We start from the raw sequence: 22753 nt of genomic DNA, 5'->3' as shown, positions 1-22753 counted from the left end.
TAATAGATGAATCAAAAAAAACGTTGGTGTAGTTATCTCTTGTTACTCTTAGTTATAACAGTAACACTGTACGTTCTTAAGCGAGATAAAGTGTTGATTGGTGTGTTTGTTGTGTCCATAATCTTTATTTATTTAAGTTATCAAAATCAATTGACCCTAGTTTCTAAAGAAGTGATTAAAAAGGAATATGGCGACGTGATACTTGAGAAATATCACAGCCGATTGGACGAAGTGGATGAAGAAATGTCTCAGCTACAGTATGAAAAAAAACGATTAGAAGTTGATATCGTTGGATTGAAAGATGATAGAGCCTCACTCATCAATAGCATTGGGACGTATCAGCAAAACTTTGATGACCAAGTATTACAATACAAGGTGCAACAGGAACAATTGGAACATCTCATTAGTCGGATAAAAGTACAAAAACAGTTTCAAAAACGATTAAAAAAAGGGCTATTAGCTACTAATCATTACCCAGATTATTTGAGGTATTTAAGTGAAAAGCACCTAGAAACTATGGCTACATTAACGTTAGATAATCGACTTTTGGTAATGAAAGAAGTCTTGAAGGGAAATAATTGCCTAGAGACTATTACCTCTCTCTCATGTCCACATATTGTTACGAGACATGAGAACCGACGTGTGGGCATTCTTTTTATCCTTGAGGAGAATCAGAAACAGATATATGACGCGCGAGATAGGTTGAAGGAATCTATAACTAAATATCAACTAGATGATTTTTATGTGATTGATTTTGTTGGAGTTGGTTGGGAAAAAGAAATCATACAAGATGAAAAATTGTGGTATAGAAGGGAAGAGGTATTATTACCTATGTTTGATTCTTATTTTGATACACTTCTCATGTCAACAGGTATAGAATCCAAATCATACACACAAAAAGCGAAAGACTTGTTATAATAAAGGATAAATGAAACAAGGAGGATGAAAATGTTAGAGGTAAAAGAAGGATACATACCATTTGGCGAGTATGAAACGTATTACCGTACGGTCGGATTAGAAAATAGTATCAAAGCGCCGCTTATTGTGCTTCACGGGGGCCCAGGATCTACGCATAATTATTTTGAAGTGTTAGATGATGTTGTTAGGCGTTCAGGTCATCCGATTATTATGTACGATCAATTAGGTTGTGGCAAATCTAGCATGCCTGATAAACCAGAGCTATGGAACATGGAGACTTGGTTAGAGGAACTGAGAAGCGTTATTGCGTACTTTGATTTAGAAGAATATCACTTACTTGGTCAGTCATGGGGAGGGATGCTGTTGTTACAGTATGTGTGTGACGATAAGCCAAAAGCTCTTAAAAGCATGGTGCTGTCTAGTACATTACCGTCATCTGCGTTGTGGGGACAAGAGCAACACCGCCTAATTCGTTTTATGTCGGAAGAAGATCAACACGCAATCAAGCTAGCGGAGCAAACAGGAGATTACACGACACCGGAGTATCAGCAAGCTAATGATAGGTTTATGCTACGTCATGCAGGGGATGTTCCAACATCTGACAGCCCAGAACCTTTAAGACGTGACAAAAAAGTAGGGCGTCAAGCTTATGAAACCGCATGGGGTCCTAATGAATTTACCCCATTAGGAACATTAAAAGACTTTGATTGCCAGGAACAGTTAAAAGAAATTCCTTATCCAACTTTAGTTATAAGTGGTATTAATGATTTATGTACACCAATCATTGCTAAAAAAATGGTTGATGAGATACCCAATGCAACATGGGAGTTGTTTGAAAAAAGTCGTCACATGCCTTTTGTAGATGAACATGACACATATTGTCGTGTCCTGCATAATTGGTTGGTAACATCCAAGTAACCCTCATTTTATTAGTGGCTTATGAGACTTTATTATATAATGAAAGAAAAGAGGAGAATGCTTATGAACGCACAAGAGGTTTTAGATTTTTGGTTTAAAGAATTAGAGGACGGGGACCGATTTAAGAAAGATGAGCAGTTAGATGAGACGATAAGGGCTCGTTTTTTAGAAACACATGGACAGGTGGCTCGTGGAGAAACCTATCAATGGCGTGAAACGATTCAAGGGCGTCTAGCAGAAATTATTGTTTTAGACCAATTTTCTAGAAACATGTTCAGAGGGACACCAGAAACCTTCAGTTATGACGGTCAAGCTCTAGTGTTATCCCAAGAAGCCATTAACACAGGGCAAGTGGAACAACTTAGTATCTTAGAACAAGCCTTTCTTTATATGCCGTTGATGCATTCAGAATCAGTTGTGATTCATGAAGTCGCAATGACGCTATTTTCAAAACCGGGAATGGAAACTTTTTTTGATTTTGAAAAACAGCACTTTGACATCATTAAAAAGTACGGAAGATACCCACACCGTAATGACTTATTAGGACGACAAACGACTCCAGAAGAAGCGCTATTTCTGACACAACCAGGGTCATCATTTTAGCAAGTAAATAAAAAGGAGTTACATTATGTCTTATTTAAAAATGAATTTGAAAAAGTCTTTTCTCTTTTTAAGTGGAGCAAAATCCTACTTTAGAGATGTATTATTAATGCATGGGTTATTAATGTTTTTTTGGAACCCTTTATTAGCAAGCAGCACTCGTTTTTTGTTAAAACAAGGTGATATTGCTTATATTTCTTATGATAATATAGGAGCTATATTATCTCAGCATCCGATTATATTTGTTGGTTTAATTGGCATGTTGTTATTAATGGTTGTGTCTGTTTTTTTTGAATTTGCTTTTCTGTTATTGAGTATTTATTTCATTAAAAAACAAGAACCTATTTCCTTGAAGCAGCTACTTAAAGGTACTTTTTTACAGCTCAGAAAGATTAAAGGAAGTACGTTGTTATTCTTCTTGTTTTATTTCTTTTTGGTGTTACCTTTTAGTGGGATTAAATTTAACTCTGAGTTGTTTTCAAAGTTAAAAATTCCAGCTTTCATATTAGATGTTATTTTTGCTAATAGAATTATTGTTGTTACAGGGTTTATTTTATTATATCTTTTACTGATTTATGTGGCGATTCGGTTGATTTTTGCGTTACCTGAAATGATTTTAAAGAACAAGGGATTCAAAGAAGCCATTAAATTAAGTTGGGAAGAGACAAAAGGTAATTTCTTTGCCATCTTCTTACAATTTTTCATCGTAACAGCAACCTTGACCGTGCTGTCAGGGGTATCTTATACTCTTATTATCTTGATACAATATGTCATTGAACTGTGGTTACCAAGTTACGCCTTAGCATCGGCTATTACCTTAATGACGCTACTTCAAGCCGTTTGGTTATTAAACGTGGTGTTCTCAACTGTGGGTATTTTCTTTGTGACGATTGATTATATGGGGAGTAAGGACTATCTACCAGATAGCTTGCCATGGTTTAAGCCGGCCAAAATAAAACAGCAATCTAGTTTAGCTAAAGGTTTAAAAGGGATCGCTACAGGAATTATTGGGATAGGGGTTATTGTGTTTGTGGGGAGTTTTAATGCAGAATTTTTGAATCATCCCGCTGATGTGAAACCACTCACACTATCTCATCGTGGTGTAGATAACAACAATGCCGTTCAAAATTCTATCGAGGCCTTAAGATTGACCAGTGAGTCAACACATCCAGATTATGTTGAAATGGATATTCAAGAAACAAAAGATCATGAATTTGTTGTATTTCATGATTTTAATATGAAAAATTTAACAGGTGTTTCTAAGAAACCGAATGAGTTAACGTTAGAAGAGTTAACGAAAATGGAAGTAAAAGAAAATGGACGGACAGAAAAAGTGGCTTCTTTTGATGATTACATGGATGCCGCTGATGCTTTAAATCAAAAATTACTGATTGAAATTAAAACAACGAAGCAAGACAGTCCAGAAATGTTAGATAGGTTCCATGAAAAATACGGGGAACGTATCTTTGATAAAGGGCATATTATTCAGTCTTTAACCTTTGATACTGTGGTGGATTTGAAGGAAATAGATGAACGTTACTATGTGGGTTATATTATGCCTTTTAGTGTGGTTGGTCCACCAAAAGCTAATGTGGATTTCTTCACATTAGAGTATACGACATTGCGTAGTGGTTTTATCAATTCTGCTAACTCAGAAGGTAAAAAAGTGTACGCATGGACACCGAATGATGAAGAAACCATGAAGAGAATGATGTTTTATGGTATTGATGGCATCATTACGGATCAAATGGAGTTATTAAATGACACAATCAAAGACGATGATACGATTACTTACTCAGATAAGTTACTCAATTTCGTTATTGGTATTGGTTAAGAATCCTCTTTTTAGAGGGTTCTTTTTTATTTTTTTCACAAGCTAAAATAGCTTTACAAATGCCTTGAATACGATTACAATAAGGTTTCACTAAAAATAGAAAAGGAAGTATGTAATGGAAAATTACTCACCAATGTTCGAAAAAATTGATCGTTCGATTGAGAAAAAAGTAGAACTGATTGATAATTATTTTATGCGTTATGCTGTACGAGCAATGCTCGCTTGTTTATTTTTAACTTTAGGAACCGCTATTGCTTTTGCAGTTGCTATGCAAGGGGATAAAATGGTAGAAGGATTAGGTCGATTCTTATTTGCTTTTATGTTTAGTTGGTCATTAATTATGATTCTTTACATGAATGCAGAACTTGGAACGTCTAACATGCTTTATATGACGGTGGGAGTGTATCGTAATAAAGTCAATGTCTCAAAAGCACTTAAAATTTTATTTACGTGTATTTTGTTTAATATGATTAGTGGTATTGTTGTTGCTTATTTTATATCGTTAACAGGGCCTTATCAAGGATTAGAAGCAGGAAATTACTTGTTTGAGGGAATAGCTCGCAAACTTGATAAATCAACGATTCAAATTATTGTAGAGGGTGCTTTTGCTAATATCGTTGTTAATACGGCGGTCTTGATTACATTACGTATGAAAGACGATGGCGGACGTGTACCAACTGTTATTTTTGTTATTTTTATCTTTGCATTCTTAGGATTTGAGCATGTGATTGCTAACTTCCCGGCGTTCTCTTTAGCTTACTTTGCCTCAGGTGGAACGATTGTTGGTATGACAACAGGGTCTGTTTTGCATAATATTTTCTTTGCTTTTATAGGGAACTATATTGGCGGAGGATTAATTATTGGTTTAACCTATGCGTGGTTAAATAAAGTTAATGTTAAATATCTGGATTAGTTACGAAGAGTAAGGAAATTCCTTACTCTTTTTATTTTTAAACTTTATCGTTGACGATTGTAAACGAAAAGGAGTATAGTGGCATTGTAAAGGAAAAGAAAGGAGAAGATGCTCGATGTCTATAGATGTTATTACAGATTCAGAATGGGAAATTATGCGTGTTGTATGGACGCAACATCACACGACAAGTGGTGAAATTATTCCTATTATGTCGGAAAAAAATGATTGGAAACCGTCAACAGTCAAAACATTACTGACCCGTTTAGTGGATAAAAGTTATCTTAAAACAGAAAAAGAAGGGAAACAATTTATATATACAGCAGCAGTATCTGAAAAAGAGGCCATGAAAAGAGAAGGAAATCACTTTCTAGGGAAATTATGTCACCGAAAAGTGGGAGGATTCATAGGGGACGTGATACAAGATTATGCGTTAAGTCAGTCAGATATTACATGGTTGGAAGACATGCTTCAAGAAAAGAAAAAAACAGCTCCTGAAAGTGTCCCTTGTCAATGTATGAAAGGGCAATGTCGCTGTAAACAAGAAGGGGGATGCTAAGATGAGTAAAAAAGAAGAATTATTTGATATTGAGGGGATGAGCTGTGCGTCCTGTGCGCAAAGTGTGGAAAAAACCGTAAAAGGTCTACCTGGCGTAAGCGAGAGTAGTGTCAATTTAGCGACAGAAACGTTACGAGTAACTTACGATGAGGCAACGACCTCAAAAGACATTACTGAGAGTATCTCTAACATAGGATTCAAAGCAACATCCCGTCAAAATAGACAAGAAAGTTACCGTATCGAAGGTATGACATGTGCCTCTTGTGTCCAAGCAGTTGAAAAAAGTGTTGGGAAATTAGAGGGGATTTCTTCTGTTGCTGTTAACTTAGCAACGGAAGAAATGATGGTATCTTATAATGAACAGTTAGTCTCAGATACAACGATAAAAAAAACGGTGAGTGATGCAGGATTTAAAGCAATGGAAAAAAAGGGGGAGAAGGGAGAGTTAGAAGAAAAAGAACAGAAAAAAGTCATGAAAATGAAAAAAATCTGGCAGAGATTTTGGCAATCCGCTCTTTTTGCAGTTCCTTTACTTTATGTATCTATGGGACACATGGTAGGGCTACCTATACCAGAAATAGTTAATCCAGAAAGTCACGCTTTAAATTTTGCTTTATTACAGTTAGTATTAACCCTACCTGTTTTATGGCTAGGAAGACCTTTTTTCATCGTTGGCTTCAAGTCTCTTGTTAAAGGTCGTCCTAATATGGACTCGCTTGTGGCCTTAGGAACGAGTGCTGCGTTTGCCTATAGTTTATATGCCACATGGTTAATTGCTAGGGGAGATGATACGTATGCTATGGCGTTGTATTTTGAGTCAGCTGCGGTTATTTTGACACTAATTACTTTAGGAAAGTACTTTGAAGCAGTCTCCAAAGGAAAAACATCTGAAGCAATCAAAAAACTAATGAATTTAGCACCCAAAACAGCGATGGTATTAAGAGAAGGTCAAGAAGTAGAGGTGCCGGTGGAAGAGGTTTTAGTGGAAGATGTGATTTTTGTTCGACCAGGCGAGCGAATTCCTGTGGACGGCATCATTATTTCAGGTAGTACAGCTGTGGATGAATCCATGCTAACAGGTGAAAGTTTACCTGTAGAAAAAGGATTGGGAGATAACGTTGTGGGAGCAAGCCTGAATAAAACGGGAAGCTTTCAATTTAGAGCAACAAAGGTAGGGAAAGAGACGACGTTATCACAAATTATCACCTTAGTTGAGGATGCACAAGGTTCTAAAGCACCTATCGCTCAACTAGCAGATAAAGTATCAGGTGTGTTTGTACCAGTGGTTATGGTTCTAGCTCTTTTATCTGGTTTAGGTTGGTTGATATTTGGACAGGAATCTTGGGTTTTTGCTTTAACGATCACTATTTCTGTTTTAGTTATTGCTTGTCCTTGTGCTTTGGGTCTCGCAACGCCAACGGCCATTATGGTTGGAACGGGTAAGGGCGCTGAGCATGGCGTCTTGATTAAAAGTGGGGATGCTTTAGAAATCACCCATCAACTAGAGACCCTTGTTTTTGATAAAACGGGAACCTTAACTGAAGGAAAACCCAAAGTAACAGATATAATCACCTTTGGAGAGCTATCTGAAACAGATTTACTTTTATTAGCAGCTTCTGCCGAAAAAGGATCTGAGCATCCTTTAGGACAATCTATTGTGGAGGAATCTGAAAATAGAGAGATAACATTAAAACCAATCACTGATTTTAAAGCCTTACCAGGTCATGGTATTACAGTATCAGTCAACAATCAGTCTCTTTTATTAGGTAATAAAAAATTGATGGTCGATAGCGGTATTTCTTTGATGGATAGTGATAAAGTAATCACTGCATTATCTAGTGAAGGGAAAACACCCATGTATGTGGCTGATAAAGAAGAAGGCTTACTTGGTATTATTGCTGTAGCAGATACCATTAAACCTACTAGTCAGTTAGCTATCAAGAAGCTTCAAGATATGGGATTAGAGGTAGTTATGATGACAGGTGATAATGAACGCACTGCTCAAGCCATTGCTAAAGAAGTTGGTATTACTCATGTATTAAGTGAGGTCTTACCTGAAGACAAGGCTAAAAAAGTCAAAGAGTTACAAGACATGGGTAAAAAAGTAGGCATGGTGGGTGATGGTATTAATGATGCCCCGGCTCTTGCTCAGGCTGATATCGGAATGGCCATTGGTTCTGGAACGGATGTGGCCATAGAATCAGCAGACATTGTGTTGATGAGAAGTCATTTAATGGATGTACCAACAGCTATCGAGTTAAGTCACGCCACAATTAAAAACATTAAAGAGAACCTTTTTTGGGCATTTGCTTATAATACGCTTGGTATTCCTGTTGCTATGGGCGTCTTACATTTGTTTGGAGGACCACTGCTTAATCCGATGATAGCAGGTGCTGCTATGAGTTTTAGCTCAGTATCTGTTGTCCTAAATGCGCTTAGATTAAAAAGATTTAAACCGAGTCATTAAAGAGAGGCAAAGGATAATCATCCTTTGCTTTTTTTAATTACAAAAAGTAAGCATTTGTTTTGACTTATAAAAAGTAAGTTGATATAGTAAAGATACAAACAAGAGAAAACAACTATTAGGAGGAAACAATAATGACATTTGGTATTATTTTAGGAAGTACAAGAGATGGACGAGTGAGTCCACAGGTTGGAGAATATGTTAAAGAAATAGCAGCATCAAGAGAAGGACAAGACTTTGAAATTGTAGATATTGCTGACTATCACTTACCATTCTTAGGTACAGGAGAAGGTAATCCTGCTTGGAATGAAAAAATAAATGAATTAGATGGGTATGTATTTATTGTTCAAGAATATAATCACGGCTTATCTGGCGCTCTAAAAAATGCGATTGATAGCGCAAGAGATGAGTGGTTCAATAAAGCCGCAGGAATTGTAAGTTATGGTTCTGGTGGTGGGATTAGAGCCGCTGAACAAGTTAGAAATATTTTAGCTGAACAAAAAGTGGCGAGTGTTAGAACGAATCCTGCTTTTAACCTATTCACAGATTTTGAAAACTTTACAACATTTAAACCAGGAGAGCACATGAGTGCAGGTGTTAATGATATGTTGGATGAGTTAATAGAGTGGTCAACAGCTTTTAAAACAATTAGATAATAAAAATAAGCGAACAAGATTAGTCTTGTTCGCTTATTTTATATATAAAATTTCCCCGTCACTAAAAAATGACAGGGGAAATTTATTTGGTGGTGTTGGCTTAGTACCAACCGTTACTCATCCAAAATGATTGAGCATTTTCCCATGAACCGTAACGATCCGCTACATATTGATCTGCTACACGTTCTTGGTTTTCTGGTGAGTAGTCACCATTTAAATAGCTTGAGCTTAATTGGTAACGACCAATGTATTGACCATTTGTTGCATTATAGCTACCACTAGATTCTTTTTGAGCAATCCATTCTTTAGCACTTGAACCGTTACCTGAGTAAGTTGCTGTTTCTTGAGCTGCTGGCGCTTCATAAACGACTGTTTCTTCTTGATAAGTTGGTTCAGTGTAAGTTGATTCAGTATAAACTGGTTCTGTATAAGTTACTTCAGTAGAGGTATTTTCTACTTTATCCGAGTTGATTGTAAGTTGTTGACCAACGTGGATTAAATTAGCATTTTTAATTTTGTTATCTTTTACGATTGAGTTAACTAATGATTGGTTACCAACTAAGTCAACTGAGATTTTAGAAAGTGTATCTCCTGGTTGTACTGTATATAAAGTGTCCGCTAATGCGCTAGTTCCAAATAGAATACCGAAGGCTGCTGTCAATGTTGTTCCTAATAAAAATGTTTTTAGTGATTTCATAAAAATCCCTTTCTTGTTTAAAAAATTTTGTGTGTCTCAAGGACAAGACTAACTTTACCATTGATAAATATTTCGTAGGTAAAGAAAAAGGATGAATTGTATTACAGAAAACAGAGTTTTGTAACATTCATGAAAATTAGAAATAATCTCATTTTTTCATTTTCAATAGTGTTCGTGAAGGCACGATTCATAGATAAATCCCTTTAAATAGATACTCTGTCTTAAAAAATGATATAGTAACGAGCTAATAGAGAGTATTTTCGCCTATAAAATGGCATTTTTTTCATTTCCTATCTATAATTGAACCTTTGTGAATAGTTGGATTGTTACAGGTATTACTACTATGTCGCTTCTGACATCTTATTGTAGTGTTAATTATCATGGAATAAATAAAAAATAAGTAAAATAATGCTTGTTTTTGATTAAGGAAAGGTAAAGAAAAGGAGAATCTAAAAGAATTAGGGAAAGAATTAGAAAAAAAGAGCAGAGAGAAGCATCCTGATGTATAATGAAAGAAAGAATATAGGAGGGGATAATAGAATGGTAGTAGATTCAAATTTACCTGTGGACCGAGATCGTTTGAAAAATAGACTGATTCGTTTGGTTCAGGAGGACGAAGAAATAACCAGTTGTTTTTTCGGTGGTTCAATAGGAAGTCGAACGGAAGATTTGTATTCAGATATTGATGCTCGAGTGGTTGTAACTGAAGGCGTCGATTTTAAAAGAAAGCAACAAGATATTATTAAAGCGGTTGGTGAGTGTCTGTTTATCGACACCTTTGAACTGACGCACTCTGTTAGCCACTACGCTACGTTTATTAAATTAGATTTGTTTATTTATACAGAAGACATGTTGTCTCCAAGTATCTGGTTAAAAGAAATCGAAATTGTCAAAGACAATGGGTATGTGCAATTATTAATGGAAGAGTCTCAACCGATGTTCTATCTAGCCAGTCAAGAAGAATTTGATCGTGTCTTAAATAAATATTATGGTAATTACTTCGAAATTTACCGGACAGTGAGACGAGATGAGCCAAACCATTTAGAATTTTTAACATTGGCTCTAAAACAAGCCCTTGTATCAATGTGGTACATGGAAAAAGGATACCCACCTAATGGTTACTTAGAGTGGAGTAAATATGAGGGAGAGCGTTCTGCTTTGTCTCATTTAGAAACGGAATTTTTATCTACGTATACCCCGTGTGCTGTGGAAGATTTAATTGTCTTTATGAAAAAAATTGAATTATTATTATTGGAAGCTTCTGAAAAAGTTGCGACTTATCATAATTTATCTTTTTCTAGAGAGACCTTCAAAAAAGTACATCAGCGTATTTCGTTAGAAGAGGAATAAAAAAATAAGCAGGGAGCTCAAGGCTCTCTGCTTATTTTATTTGCCTATTATATAGAAGGAAGTTGTTTAAAGTAAGATAGCAGAACCAATTTTTTGTCCTGGTTTAACTTCTCCAACCATGTCTAAATCAATATTTGGAGCCATGTCAATGTTAGTTAAAGCGACAATGATATCTGTTTGTTTTTCAGAATGACGGATATAATCTAAATCCATAGTGGCTATAAGGGTGTCTTGCGTCACATGTTGTCCTTCCGTTACAGCAACTTGAAATGGTTTCCCTTTAAGGGCAACTGTATCGATTCCCATGTGTACCAGCACTTCTACTCCATTATTAGATAGGATACCAATAGCATGTTTCGTTTCAAAAATATGACTAATTGTGCCACAAACAGGCGCATAAACGTGGTTATCCGTTGGGAGGATAGCATAGCCATCTCCCATCATTTTTTGAGAAAAAACAGGATCTGAAATACTAGTAATAGGAACCATACGCCCTTTACTAGGAGCGAAGAATACTTCTTTCGTTACTGAGGATCGGTTCGTTGTCGTCATTTTTTCTTCTAATTGATAAGGATTGGTATTGTTAGGTGAAATAGGATCTAATTTATTAAGAAGGGGGACTCTTCTAAACACAACAGTTAAGAAGAAAGGCACAACAATGACAATAACCATCCCGATTAGAAAATTGATTTTATCCCCGTTTGCAATGGAAATAATACCAGGTAATCCCCCGATACCAACAGCTGTGGCTTTAACATTCATAATGGTTACATAACAACCTGCAATACCAGAACCAATCATCGCTGCAACGAAGGGGTATAAATATTTTAGGTTAATCCCAAACATAGCAGGTTCTGTGACACCAAGATAAGCAGAAATGGTTGAAGGAATGGAGACTTGTTCTTCCTTTTCATTTCCTCTATGCAAGTAAATGATTGCTAGTACAGCTGAACCTTGAGCGATATTGGATAAAGCAATCATTGGCCAAAGAGTTGTGAATTCTAAATCAGCAATCATTTGTAAATCAATGGTGAGCATTAAATGGTGTAATCCAGTAATAACAAGAGGGGCATAAAATGTGCCGAATATTAAACCAAATAACCAAGCGAAACTTGAGGCGATAGCTGTAGACACAACTAAGGAGATTTTACTACCTATTGCCCAGCCGATGGGGCCTAATATCACATGAGCAGCAAGAACGGTAGGTACTAAGGCGAAAAAAGGCACGAGAATCATGGATACAGCTTGAGGAATGATTTTCCTAAAAAATATTTCTAAGTAGGCTAACATAAAGCCGGCTAACATAGCAGGAATGACTTGAGCTTGGTAACCAATCATTTGAACTTGAGTGAACCCAAAATCCCACACAGGAATATCAGAGGTAGCTGTTGAAGCAACGCCGTAAGCATTGAGAAGTTGAGGAGAAACCAAGGTAATTCCTAGCACAATACCAAGAATTTCTGTGGTGCCCATGCGTTTAGCAATACTCCATGTGATACCAACAGGTAAGAAGTGAAACACAGCTTCTCCAATAAGCCATAGAAAATGGTTCACCCCATGCCAGAAAACACTGTATTCTGTAATGGTCATACCATTCAAGCCAGAGAAAGGAACGCCTTCTAATATATTTCTAAACCCGAGGATCAGTCCACCCACAACAATGGCAGGTATTAGGGGAGCAAAGACTTCCGCTAAAATACTGACGGCTCTTTGGACCCAAGAAAGATTTTGTTTTGCCACCTCTTTTCCTTCTGTTTTTGATACGCCAGATAGGCCAGAAACAGCAGAAAAATCATTAAAAAAACTAGCAACATCGTTACCGATGATGACTTGAAATTGCCCAGCATTGGTAAACATTCCTTTAACAACGGGGATGGCTTCGATCTCCTCTTTATTAGCAAGCTTATCATCATTTAAAACAAAGCGCATACGTGTGGCACAGTGACTAACGGCAGCAATATTACTGACGCCTCCAATGGATTTTAGCAGCTGTTCGGCATCATGTTGATAGTTTCCCATTCGAAACACTCCTTTAAAACTTGTCTACACAAGTTATCTTTTATAAGTTAATCATACTCAGAAAATAATAATAATGCAAGCGTTTTAATTATAACATTTAATGATAATTGTTCATAAAAAAGCTTTTAAATAAAATAATTAATATTATTGATGTATTTGGTCTATTTTGTTATGATGAAGTAAATTGATGTATGTACAAGTAGGAAGGGTGACGATATGACTAAAATTGGAAGGTTGCAAGTGACAGATTCTCAATGGACATTAATATTAGGTGGACAAACAGAGGTGATATCTGAAACACTTTTAAAAGACAGAATAAAACACTTGGATGACTGGTTGATTCACCAGGGATTGTACTTAGATGGTCTATGTTTGGTAGGAGCTTTTGGACAAAATAATCTTAGAAAGGAGCTAGCCGAAAGGCTTAATCTACCTGTTTATTTTGCGGAAGATGATTTTTCAGAAGGCATCCAAAAATTTGAAAATCAAATGTGTTGGAATCTAGAGTATTATGATCATCCGAAAGGTAAAGAAGAATACGCTATAGAATCCTTGTTAACTACTGGAAATGGGTTTGTCTCATTGCGAGGAACCACTCCTGAAATGTCTATTAGTGACGCTGATTATCCTGGAACCTATGTGTCTGGTATTTACAATGAAGCAACATCTGTTGTAGGTGACAGAGTAGTAACTAATGAAGATTTTGTTAATTTACCTAATTTTCAAAAAATGTATTTTATTGTAGACGGTGAACGGATTAATGTTAATCATAAGCAGTTACTCTCTTATAGTCGACAGGTAGACATGCGAACGGGAGAATTTACAGCAGAAATGACAGTCATGTTAGCATATGACACGATAGCAACCGTTAAAACCAAAAAAATAGTGAGTATGGCGCAACGGAATGTGTACGGGATTCAATATGGCATACATCTATCAAAACCTTGCGATAAGATTACTTTTGTAAGTGAGGGGGATGGTAGCGTTTATAATTATAATGTGGAAAGATACCGTAATTTAAACTCACATCATTTTGATGTTGTAAGCATGGATGGGCATGATAGGATAGCTGAAATGTTGGTTAGAACCAAGGATCGAACGCAAGTTGTTTACTTTAAAAGCATCCTTCATTCTCCGTTACTATCAAAAGAGCAACTTGTCACAGAGGTATCAGAGAATGTTATTAAACAGAGTCTAACGTTTAAAGGTGAGGCTCATAAATGTTATTGGTTTGAAAAAATGGTATATGTGTCAAAGGATGAGGGGGAAAACAGTCCTGCCACACTTCCACGTTATGAATTTATGAAAACTCAGTCGATCATTGCTTGGAAAGAGCTTTGGGAAACAGCTGGCATTTGGATTGATGGAGACATCATGTCGCAAAAAATGCTCCATTTACACACCTATCATCTGTTGGTTTCCGGTTCTCCAGAAGGTCTAAAAAATCAAGATGTGTCGATTACTGCTAGAGGGTTACATGGTGAGGCATACCGTGGCCATATTTTTTGGGACGAGTTATTTATACTCCCTTTTTATATCTATCATTTTCCAGAGACAGCGAAAGAATTATTGTTGTATCGATATAATAGGTTAGATATGGCTAAAAAAATGGCTGAAGATGAGGGCTTTAAAGGAGCTATGTATCCATGGCAATCTGGAAGAGATGGCAGTGAACAGTCTCAAAGTCTCCATTTGAATCCGTTAAGTGGGGAATGGAAAAAAGATAGCAGTCGATTACAGCGTCATGTCTCCCTAGCCATAGCTTACAATATTTGGTTTTACTATCATATGACAGAAGACAAGGCGTTTATGGAAGCTTACGGAATGTCTATGATACTGGAGATTGCTAGGTTTTGGATTGATAAAGGAGAATACGACAATCAGAGTGAGAGGTTTAATATTAGTGGAGTAATGGGACCCGATGAGTTTCACGAAGGGTATTCTAATAGGGATAAAGCAGGTCTAAAGAACAATGCTTACACTAATTTAATGGTTGTTTGGCTATTTAATAAAATGACGGAATGGCGTTTAGACGATGCATTCGGAGGTATCATTCAGTCAATACTGGAAAAAGAAGAATGGGAAAAAATGGATCAAATGCGACAGAATCTAACGATTAATATAAACAAAGAGGGAATTATTCAACAATTTGAAGGGTATTTTGAATTAAAGGAACTTGATTGGACGTATTATCAAAATAAATATGAAAGCATCCAAAGAATGGATAGAATATTACATGCAGAGGGGAAGTCCGCTGATGACTATCAGGTGGCTAAGCAAGCTGATGTATTGATGCTTTTTTATAATCTAGTACCTAGTGAGGTGACGGGCCTATTGCAACAATTGGGCTATCAAGTAGATACACATTATGTACATCGGAATTTAGCTTATTATTTGGATAGGACAAGCCATGGTTCAACCTTGTCTCGTATTGTTCACGGATATCTGGCCGTAAAGTTAGGAGATAAAGCGTTAGGGTGGCGATTATACCAAGAAGCGTTGTTTTCTGATTACCATGACATACAAGGTGGAACTACAGCTGAGGGGATTCATACGGGGGTTATGGCAAGTACTCTACAAGTCACACTGAGTGCTTTTGCAGGCATAGACACACGAGAAGAATATCTTGAACTCAGACCTAACCTTCCAGAGCAATGGAGTAAAATTAATTTTCACTTAGCGTTTAAAGGGGCCAATTGTCATATTGTAATAGACAAAACTACTATTAGTATTAAATCAAACAAGGATATACAAGTGAAAGTAGATGGAAAAATGATTAATATCCCGTCAAATGAAGTTGTTAGGATTGATTATTAAAATAATAAGATAAAATAAATGAATCTTGTATATTTTTGCGATATATGTGACATAAAATAAAAAAATGATTTTTATTTAGATTGCAGAAGTGATTAATAATCTTTATAATAGAAGTTGATAGGAAAGGAGTGGAGGTATGAATAAGTTCAAAGAAATATTTTTAGATTTAGAAGAAAAGATCATTAATAGTGAGTATGCTCCTAATAGTTACTTGCCTAGTGAAAGTCAATTAATGAAACAGTACAATGTGTCGAGAGAAACCATTAGGAAAGCTCTAAATCTATTAACAAACGCTGGATATATTCATAAACAACAAGGTAAGGGCTCCATTGTCTTAGATAATCGACGTTTTGATTTTCCAATTTCTGGATTAACAAGTTATAAAGAATTACAAAAAACACAGCAAATGACAGGGGAAACGACTGTTGTTGAACTAAAAAAAATAGCTGTTTCACCTGCTTTAAATAAAATCACTGATTGGCCTGTGGCAGCTGAGGTTTGGCGACTCGTCAGACAAAGAAAAGTGGATGGAGAAGTGGTTATTTTAGATAAAGATTATCTTCTGTCAGACGTTGTTCCGACGCTACCCAGAGAGCGAGCAGAGGATTCTATTTATGATTATTTCGAGAAGGAATTAGGCCTTGAAATAGCATATGCAAACAAAGAAATTACAGTGGAACCTGTGACAAGAGAAACACGATGCTTAATGGATTTGAATGAGGACAAACACGTGGTTGTTGTCAGAAGTCTGGTTCATTTAGAAGATACCCGATGTTTTGAATACACTCAATCGATTCATAGGTTAGATAAATTTAGATTTGTTGACTTTGCTAGAAGACGGCCCAATTAAAAAAAGCAACGCCACTTGTTTTATGAAGTGGCGTTGATTTTTTTTAGGTTACGTTTCAAAATGGTAAGAGCGATATCTGGATACGTTTGGGCTAATAGTCCCATAGAGGATAAAAGATAAGAGGCATCTAAGTATAAACAAGGATCTACTGGTTTTAAATAGGGATCCTGTTCTTTTTTGAGACAAGCACTTAGTACATCTAGAGGGGCATTGTTATGTACTAAAATCCCACCTGTACCGATGACTGTTTTAAATGGTTGTAAGTCTTTACCTGTTTGAAAGAGTAAGACGCGATTTGGCGTAGGTTCTCGTCGGTAAGTTCCAGCGTGCCTGTTTAAGGCAGTTTCGATGGCGATTTTAGCTAAGGTGTTATCAAAAGCTATGTCTTCTTTTGTATTAGAAATATAACTGGGATGTTGCGCTCTAAATTGGCATTTTTCAGTAATCTCATCAATAGGGAGTGTTAAATACTCTTGAAATGCTTGGTTTCCAACTGAATGTAACAAACTTTCAGCTGAATACCTCATACCTAGATCACCTTCCACCGTCCGTTTTTCATTAGGCTCTTGAAGCCCTTCTAGTCGAATATCCGGATGGGTAGGCCGTCCGGTACCGATGGAGTGGATGTCCGTTGTTGCTCCACCGATATCAATAACCAGTAAATCTCCTAATCCGCTCTGATTCTCTGTCCCATTTGCTAAGAGAGCAGCAGCAGATAATACAGCACTGGGGGTAGGCATGGAGATATTTCCAATCTCTGATTCTAGATCATTCATTCCTTTTGCTTCTATTATATGGGTCATAAAAATGTCTCTTAATATTTCTCGTACTGGCAGTGGGTTTAGTATGTTCACCTGTGGCATGACATTCTCTGTTAAATAAAAAGTATGGCCAGATTGTTCGAATAGAGTAGCTATTTCTGGATAAGCGTCTTGATTACCAGCCACCACAATCGGAATATCGTCTGTTAAGCCAGTTAATGTCTCTGCATCAGAAATAATCCCTTGGACATTCCCCCCGTTTGTTCCCCCACTTAATAAAATCACGTCAGGTTCCAGGTCGTTTATTTCATTTAAGTCTGCATGAGACAGGCCATAGCTATAAATCTTCAAAATACGAGTACCAGCACCTAAGGCCGCACGCTTTGCAGCTTCTGCTGTTAAAGTGGGAGACAAACCGATAGCTATCATTTTAAATCCACCTTTAGCGGAGGAACAAGATGCATAGTGATTAAAAGTAATAGAAGGCTCTCCTATTGATAGAAGGAGATCTTTTTTTGCATGCTCAAAACCATCTTTAATTGTGCTGTTGATAGTAGTATAAGATTTACTAGTACCAATAATCGATGCTCTATCTAAATCAACGGCAGTTAATTTAGTATAGGTGCTACCAAAATCAATGAGTAGAGAGTAATTCATAGTAATCCATCCTCTTTCTATGTTTAGATAAATAACAGACGAACTTAAAAATAAGAGAAAATTTTTAAAAATATAAAAAATTTTTTTTGTTATTTTAACTTAAAAAATTAGAATCTATTATTCGTCAAAAGACAATATAGTATCTATTACGTAATATAAAAGTAATAAGTATAAAGAAATATAAATGGAGGAAAAGAGGAATGACACCTTCTTTTTTTATCCTGTGTCTGATTCTTTTCATCTCTTATTGTGTAGCCTCTTGTCTTATAATTAACCAATTAATGTAAAACATAAGGGCCATACTTCATTAAAATACACTAGAGTCAAAATAGAGTCAAAAAAGGAAAGTTAGTTTTTACTGAAAAAAAAGAGAGATAAGAAAGCGGTTTATCAGAAGTGCCAAAACCATTTTGATATAAGGGGAAATACAACGTCAAAGTCTGTAATTAAAGAGTTTGTGTGTGTTGACACATGAAAATATAGGTGTTATATTCACGGTGTAAATGAAAGCGTTCTTAATAACGAAACACTTTTATTTTATAACGATATTAGGTTTAGTTTAAATGAAAATAGGTTATAGTAGTTTGTATAGTGTATGTACTATTAATACATGAAAAAGTAAGCAAAAGGAAAGGATGTTGTCAAAATGGCAAAAATTATCGAATGTGTACCTAACTTTAGTGAAGGTCAAAATGAAGCAGTAATCAATGGATTAGTTTCAGTGGCTAAAAGTGTTGGAGGCGTGACGTTATTAGATCACTCTTCAGATGCAAGTCATAACCGTAGCGTGTTCACTCTTGTTGGGGATGAAGAAGGTATCCAAGAAGCAGCTTTCCAATTAGTAAAATATGCAAGTGAAAATATAGATATGACAAAACATACAGGGGAACATCCTCGTATGGGAGCAACAGACGTTGTACCATTTATTCCTATTAAAGACACAAGTTTAGAAGAATGTGTTGAAATTTCTAAAAAATTAGCAAAACGAATCAATGATGAATTAGATATTCCAATCTTCTTATATGAAGATTCAGCGGCAACACCTTCTCGTAAAAACTTAGCAAAAGTTCGTAAAGGACAATTTGAAGGTATGCCAGAAAAATTAAAAGAAGAAGAATGGGCACCAGATTTTGGTAAACGTGAAATCCATCCAACAGCAGGAATCACAGCCGTGGGAGCAAGAATGCCTCTTGTAGCATTTAACGTGAACTTAGATACTGATGACATTACCATTGCTAATAAAATTGCTAAAATCATCCGCGCTTCAGGTGGTGGATTCAAATATGCTAAAGGTATTGGGGTTATGTTAGAAGATCGTAACATCGCTCAAGTATCAATGAACATGGTTAATTTTGAAGGAACACCATTATACCGTACGTTCGAAACAATCCGTATGGAAGCGAAACGTTATGGCGTTAACATCATTGGTAGTGAGATCATTGGATTAACACCTGCTAAAGCTTTGATTGATTGTGCGGAATACTACTTACAAGTAGAAGACTTTGATTATGGTAAACAAGTATTAGAAAATCATTTACTAAACTAAAGGGAGTTATAAAAAATGAAATTAGTCGATTTAACTGTCAGTGAATTTGTTGAAACATTAGGTTCAGATGCTCCTGCACCAGGTGGGGGATCTGCAGCAGCATTAGCAGCTACTATGGGTATTTCATTAACGAAAATGGTTTGTGAATTAACCATAGGTAAAAAAAAGTATGCTGAATTTGAAGAGGAGATGAAAGAAGTCTTCGAAGAAACAAAAACACTTCAAACAAGTTTATTAAGAGCCATTGATGAAGATACTGAAGCATTCAATGCTGTATCAGCTGTCTTTTCAATGCCAAAAGAAACAGAAGATGAAAAAGCAGCAAGACGTGCTGCTATGCAAAAAGCCTTAGAAGGAGCAGCTGAGTCACCATTTAACATGATGTCTATTATGTTAGAGGCGTTAAAAGTAACGCAACGTGCTATTGGAAAATCAAATACCAATGCAGCAAGTGATTTAGGTGTTGCCGCTCTAAATCTTAAAGCAGGGATTCAAGGAGCTTGGTTGAATGTATTGATTAACCTATCAAGTATTAAAGACGAAGCATTTGTTGAAAAACATCGTTCTGAAGGGGAAGCAATGCTTACAGAAGGTTGTGCCCTAGCAGATAGTATTTACCAAGAGATTCTAAAAGTCGTTTAAACATTAAATATAATAGTAGTAAAGTTAAACCAGAAGTTGAGTGTTAAGAAAGGCGGAAATTAAATTATGTCACATTTATCAGATATCGAAATTGCTAACTCAGTAGAGATGAAACCTATCACTGAAGTAGCTGCAACAATAGGTCTTAAAGATGAAGATTTAACATTATATGGTAATTATAAAGCTAAGTTAGATGCACGTGAATTAGATCGTTTGAAAGATGAAAAAGATGGCAAGCTAATCTTAGTAACAGCCATTACACCAACACCAGCAGGTGAAGGTAAAACAACAACCTCTGTTGGTCTAGCTGATGCTTTTACCAAAATGGGTAAAAAAGCAATGATCGCATTAAGAGAACCATCATTAGGACCAGTATTTGGTGTTAAAGGTGGAGCAGCTGGTGGAGGACATGCACAAGTTGTACCAATGGAAGACATTAACTTACACTTTACAGGAGATTTCCATGCGATTGGTGCTGCGAACAATTTACTTGCAGCTTTAATAGATAACCACATTCATCATGGTAATGCTTTAGGAATCGATAGCCGTAACATTACATGGAAACGTGTTGTAGATATGAACGATCGTCAATTGCGTCATATTGTTAACGGATTACAAGGCCGAGTAAATGGTGTGCCTCGTGAAGATGGTTATGATATTACAGTGGCTTCAGAAATTATGGCAGTCCTTTGTTTAGCAAATAATATTGAAGACTTAAAAGAAAAACTTAAAAACATGGTAGTGGCTTATACCTTTGATGGAAAAGCTGTTACTGCAGGAGATTTAAAAGCAGAAGGTGCGATGGCAGCCTTACTTAAGGAAGCTATCCATCCTAACCTAGTTCAAACATTAGAAAACACACCAGCCATTATCCATGGTGGACCATTTGCAAATATTGCTCACGGTTGTAACAGTATCATCGCTACTAAAATGGCATTGAAATATGCTGATTATGCTATCACAGAAGCAGGATTTGGTGCAGATTTAGGTGCTGAGAAATTTATCGACATTAAATGTCGATTGGGTAACTTGAAACCCGATGCTGTTGTGTTAGTAGCAACTATTAGAGCACTAAAAATGCATGGTGGCGTTCCTAAAAAAGAATTAGAACCTGAAAACGTTGACGCAGTAGTTAAAGGGTTAACTAACTTAGATAAACACATCGCTAACATTCAAGATGTTTATGGTATGCCAGTAGTCGTGGCAATTAATAAATTCCCATTAGACACAGATGCTGAATTAGAAGCAGTTGAAAAAGCATGTAAAGAACGTGGTGTTGATGTGGTTCTTTCAGATGTATGGGCTAAAGGTGGAGACGGTGGTGTTGAGCTTGCTGAGAAAGTGATCGAGCTTGCTGACAAACCAAATAACTTCCAATTTGTTTACGAATTAGAAGATACCATTGAAGAAAAATTAACTAAAATCGTTCAAAAAGTTTATGGTGGTAAAGGCGTAGAAATTACACCAGCTGCTCGTAAACAATTGAAAAAATTAGAAGAACTAGGTTATGATAAATTACCAATTTGTATGGCTAAAACGCAATATTCATTCTCTGAAGATGCAACATTAGTTGGTGCACCAGAAGGATTTACTATTACAATTCGTAACTTAAAAGTGTCAGCAGGGGCAGGATTTATTGTCGCTCTTACAGGTGCTGTAATGACAATGCCTGGTTTACCAAAATCACCAGCATCAGAACGTATTGATATTGATGCAGATGGAAATATTTCAGGATTATTCTAAAATCTAAGAAGTGAGAGTGAACAACATGACGTATCACATTATCTCACCAACTGATTATAAGGTATCAGAATGGAGTGGAGGGAAGACAACAGAAGTCTTCCTCTCACCTTCTGATGGGGCTTATAGAATAGGGGAATTTGATTTCCGTATTTCTACAGCAGACGTCCAACTTGATGAGTCAACTTTTAGTGCTTTACCGGGATATAATAGAATCATCATGTCCCTAGATAATGACCTGACACTTACTCATATTGGAGAAGAAAAGAGACAGGTTCATTTAAAAGCCTTTGAGACAAACTTTTTTAAAGGAGAGGATGAAACAACGAGTGTTGGTACATGCCAAGATTTTAATTTAATCTATCGGCCAGAATTAGCAGGTAATATGCAAGCGTTATTTGAAAAACAAACGCACAAGATTCAATCTAAAATGAGTTGCTTTTTTTATGCCTTAGCAGACGTTTCTCTGAAGTTAATGAGTAATGAATCTTATGAGACAGTATCTTTGACACAAAGAGAATGTTTAATTGTTGAAGACCCCAATTTAGATCTTGAATTACAGATAGTAGGAGATAATCACACGTTAACTCCAGTTATCATTGCTGTTAGTATTCAATAATTAGATGTGTGAAACGTAAGCCGAACAACTAAATAATAAAATCATGACTAAACTTGAAATAAATCGTGAGAGAACCGACCGTTTCGTCAGAAACTCAATTTGGATAGGAAATCATTTTTTGTTTTAATCTTTGCACCAAAAGAAATGCCTTGATTATAAAATGACCAAAGTTTGAATGATCTGTCGATCAGAAAGG

General features: G+C 36.2%; 18 protein-coding genes. 15 read left to right on the top strand and 3 right to left on the bottom strand.

The features are described 5' to 3' along the window. Window positions 1–6 precede the first annotated feature (6 nt). From ACVWM0_RS07800 to ACVWM0_RS07765, 8 genes are all read left to right on the top strand, one after another. A complete protein-coding gene (locus tag ACVWM0_RS07800) occupies window positions 7–918 on the top strand; it encodes a hypothetical protein (protein ID WP_476472078.1) in 912 nt (303 codons plus the stop codon). A gap of 30 nt (window positions 919–948) precedes the next feature. After that, window positions 949–1836: a proline iminopeptidase gene (gene pepI, locus ACVWM0_RS07795; RefSeq protein ID WP_476472077.1), complete on the top strand. Its 888-nt coding sequence runs from the start codon at window positions 949–951 to the stop codon at window positions 1834–1836. Window positions 1837–1899: 63 nt separating this feature from the next. Then, the gene (locus ACVWM0_RS07790) at window positions 1900–2439 is read left to right on the top strand and encodes a DUF924 family protein (RefSeq protein ID WP_476472076.1); all 540 of its coding nucleotides are present in this window, start codon (window positions 1900–1902) and stop codon (window positions 2437–2439) included. 25 nt (window positions 2440–2464) lie between these two features. Continuing rightward, a complete protein-coding gene (locus ACVWM0_RS07785; protein WP_476472075.1) occupies window positions 2465–4270 on the top strand; it encodes a glycerophosphoryl diester phosphodiesterase membrane domain-containing protein in 1806 nt (601 codons plus the stop codon). A gap of 115 nt (window positions 4271–4385) precedes the next feature. Continuing rightward, on the top strand, window positions 4386–5183 hold the full coding sequence (locus ACVWM0_RS07780) for a formate/nitrite transporter family protein (protein WP_476472074.1): 798 nt from the start codon (window positions 4386–4388) through the stop codon (window positions 5181–5183). Between the two features lie 115 nt (window positions 5184–5298). After that, window positions 5299–5739, top strand: a complete 441-nt coding sequence (locus ACVWM0_RS07775) for a CopY/TcrY family copper transport repressor (RefSeq protein WP_476472073.1) — start codon at window positions 5299–5301, stop codon at window positions 5737–5739. Window position 5740: 1 nt separating this feature from the next. Further along, window positions 5741–8206, top strand: a complete 2466-nt coding sequence (locus ACVWM0_RS07770; protein WP_476472072.1) for a heavy metal translocating P-type ATPase — start codon at window positions 5741–5743, stop codon at window positions 8204–8206. Window positions 8207–8337: 131 nt separating this feature from the next. Then, window positions 8338–8859, top strand: a complete 522-nt coding sequence (locus tag ACVWM0_RS07765; RefSeq protein ID WP_476472071.1) for an NADPH-dependent FMN reductase — start codon at window positions 8338–8340, stop codon at window positions 8857–8859. A 100-nt stretch (window positions 8860–8959) separates the two neighbouring features. Here ACVWM0_RS07765 and apf read toward each other — a convergent pair whose 3' ends face one another. Beyond that, on the bottom strand, window positions 8960–9556 hold the full coding sequence (apf, locus tag ACVWM0_RS07760; protein ID WP_476472070.1) for an aggregation-promoting factor: 597 nt from the start codon (window positions 9554–9556) through the stop codon (window positions 8960–8962). Window positions 9557–10096: 540 nt separating this feature from the next. On the opposite strand from apf, the gene ACVWM0_RS07755 reads away from it, so the two are divergent. Then, window positions 10097–10906 (top strand): aminoglycoside 6-adenylyltransferase, encoded by an 810-nt coding sequence (locus ACVWM0_RS07755; RefSeq protein ID WP_476472069.1) that lies wholly within the window; start codon window positions 10097–10099, stop codon window positions 10904–10906. Window positions 10907–10972: 66 nt separating this feature from the next. Here the strand turns inward: ACVWM0_RS07755 and treP are convergent, their stop codons facing one another. Continuing rightward, window positions 10973–12925: a PTS system trehalose-specific EIIBC component gene (treP, locus tag ACVWM0_RS07750; RefSeq protein ID WP_476472068.1), complete on the bottom strand. Its 1953-nt coding sequence runs from the start codon at window positions 12923–12925 to the stop codon at window positions 10973–10975. A 216-nt stretch (window positions 12926–13141) separates the two neighbouring features. Between treP and ACVWM0_RS07745 the strand changes: the two genes are divergently transcribed. Next, window positions 13142–15742, top strand: a complete 2601-nt coding sequence (locus ACVWM0_RS07745; RefSeq protein WP_476472067.1) for a glycoside hydrolase family 65 protein — start codon at window positions 13142–13144, stop codon at window positions 15740–15742. 136 nt (window positions 15743–15878) lie between these two features. After that, the gene (gene treR / locus ACVWM0_RS07740; RefSeq protein ID WP_476472066.1) at window positions 15879–16592 is read left to right on the top strand and encodes a trehalose operon repressor; all 714 of its coding nucleotides are present in this window, start codon (window positions 15879–15881) and stop codon (window positions 16590–16592) included. 20 nt (window positions 16593–16612) lie between these two features. On the opposite strand, the gene glmL is transcribed toward treR, so the two are convergent. Continuing rightward, complete coding sequence (gene glmL / locus ACVWM0_RS07735; protein ID WP_476472065.1) at window positions 16613–18010, bottom strand: methylaspartate mutase accessory protein GlmL; 1398 nt, start codon at window positions 18008–18010, stop codon at window positions 16613–16615. A gap of 646 nt (window positions 18011–18656) precedes the next feature. On the opposite strand from glmL, the gene ftcD reads away from it, so the two are divergent. From ftcD to ACVWM0_RS07715, 4 genes are all read left to right on the top strand, one after another. Then, window positions 18657–19556: a glutamate formimidoyltransferase gene (gene ftcD / locus ACVWM0_RS07730; protein ID WP_476472064.1), complete on the top strand. Its 900-nt coding sequence runs from the start codon at window positions 18657–18659 to the stop codon at window positions 19554–19556. 15 nt (window positions 19557–19571) lie between these two features. Continuing rightward, window positions 19572–20198, top strand: coding sequence for a cyclodeaminase/cyclohydrolase family protein (locus ACVWM0_RS07725; RefSeq protein ID WP_476472063.1), 627 nt, complete (start codon window positions 19572–19574; stop codon window positions 20196–20198). 66 nt (window positions 20199–20264) lie between these two features. Next, window positions 20265–21941 carry a formate--tetrahydrofolate ligase gene (locus ACVWM0_RS07720; protein WP_476472062.1) on the top strand — a complete coding sequence of 559 codons (1677 nt, stop codon included), beginning with the start codon at window positions 20265–20267 and terminating at the stop codon, window positions 21939–21941. Window positions 21942–21966: 25 nt separating this feature from the next. After that, the gene (locus ACVWM0_RS07715; RefSeq protein ID WP_476472061.1) at window positions 21967–22557 is read left to right on the top strand and encodes a HutD/Ves family protein; all 591 of its coding nucleotides are present in this window, start codon (window positions 21967–21969) and stop codon (window positions 22555–22557) included. The last annotated feature ends 196 nt before the right edge of the window (window positions 22558–22753 follow it).

The sequence above is a fragment of the Vagococcus sp. 211 genome (assembly GCF_056322705.1).
This window is presented reverse-complemented; position numbering and strand designations above follow the sequence as displayed.

What these genes read in the sequence shown, in the direction of transcription:
- treR (WP_476472066.1), top strand. Translation starts at nt 15,879, where the DNA reads ATGAATAAGTTCAAAGAAATATTTTTAGATTTAGAAGAAAAGATCATT.
- ACVWM0_RS07725 (WP_476472063.1), top strand. Translation starts at nt 19,572, where the DNA reads ATGAAATTAGTCGATTTAACTGTCAGTGAATTTGTTGAAACATTAGGT.
- ACVWM0_RS07780 (WP_476472074.1), top strand. Translation starts at nt 4,386, where the DNA reads ATGGAAAATTACTCACCAATGTTCGAAAAAATTGATCGTTCGATTGAG.
- ACVWM0_RS07745 (WP_476472067.1), top strand. Translation starts at nt 13,142, where the DNA reads ATGACTAAAATTGGAAGGTTGCAAGTGACAGATTCTCAATGGACATTA.
- ACVWM0_RS07755 (WP_476472069.1), top strand. Translation starts at nt 10,097, where the DNA reads ATGGTAGTAGATTCAAATTTACCTGTGGACCGAGATCGTTTGAAAAAT.
- ACVWM0_RS07800 (WP_476472078.1), top strand. Translation starts at nt 7, where the DNA reads ATGAATCAAAAAAAACGTTGGTGTAGTTATCTCTTGTTACTCTTAGTT.
- glmL (WP_476472065.1), bottom strand. Translation starts at nt 18,010, where the DNA reads ATGAATTACTCTCTACTCATTGATTTTGGTAGCACCTATACTAAATTA.
- ACVWM0_RS07720 (WP_476472062.1), top strand. Translation starts at nt 20,265, where the DNA reads ATGTCACATTTATCAGATATCGAAATTGCTAACTCAGTAGAGATGAAA.
- ACVWM0_RS07785 (WP_476472075.1), top strand. Translation starts at nt 2,465, where the DNA reads ATGTCTTATTTAAAAATGAATTTGAAAAAGTCTTTTCTCTTTTTAAGT.
- pepI (WP_476472077.1), top strand. Translation starts at nt 949, where the DNA reads ATGTTAGAGGTAAAAGAAGGATACATACCATTTGGCGAGTATGAAACG.
- ACVWM0_RS07765 (WP_476472071.1), top strand. Translation starts at nt 8,338, where the DNA reads ATGACATTTGGTATTATTTTAGGAAGTACAAGAGATGGACGAGTGAGT.
- ftcD (WP_476472064.1), top strand. Translation starts at nt 18,657, where the DNA reads ATGGCAAAAATTATCGAATGTGTACCTAACTTTAGTGAAGGTCAAAAT.
- ACVWM0_RS07775 (WP_476472073.1), top strand. Translation starts at nt 5,299, where the DNA reads ATGTCTATAGATGTTATTACAGATTCAGAATGGGAAATTATGCGTGTT.
- ACVWM0_RS07770 (WP_476472072.1), top strand. Translation starts at nt 5,741, where the DNA reads ATGAGTAAAAAAGAAGAATTATTTGATATTGAGGGGATGAGCTGTGCG.
- apf (WP_476472070.1), bottom strand. Translation starts at nt 9,556, where the DNA reads ATGAAATCACTAAAAACATTTTTATTAGGAACAACATTGACAGCAGCC.
- ACVWM0_RS07715 (WP_476472061.1), top strand. Translation starts at nt 21,967, where the DNA reads ATGACGTATCACATTATCTCACCAACTGATTATAAGGTATCAGAATGG.
- treP (WP_476472068.1), bottom strand. Translation starts at nt 12,925, where the DNA reads ATGGGAAACTATCAACATGATGCCGAACAGCTGCTAAAATCCATTGGA.
- ACVWM0_RS07790 (WP_476472076.1), top strand. Translation starts at nt 1,900, where the DNA reads ATGAACGCACAAGAGGTTTTAGATTTTTGGTTTAAAGAATTAGAGGAC.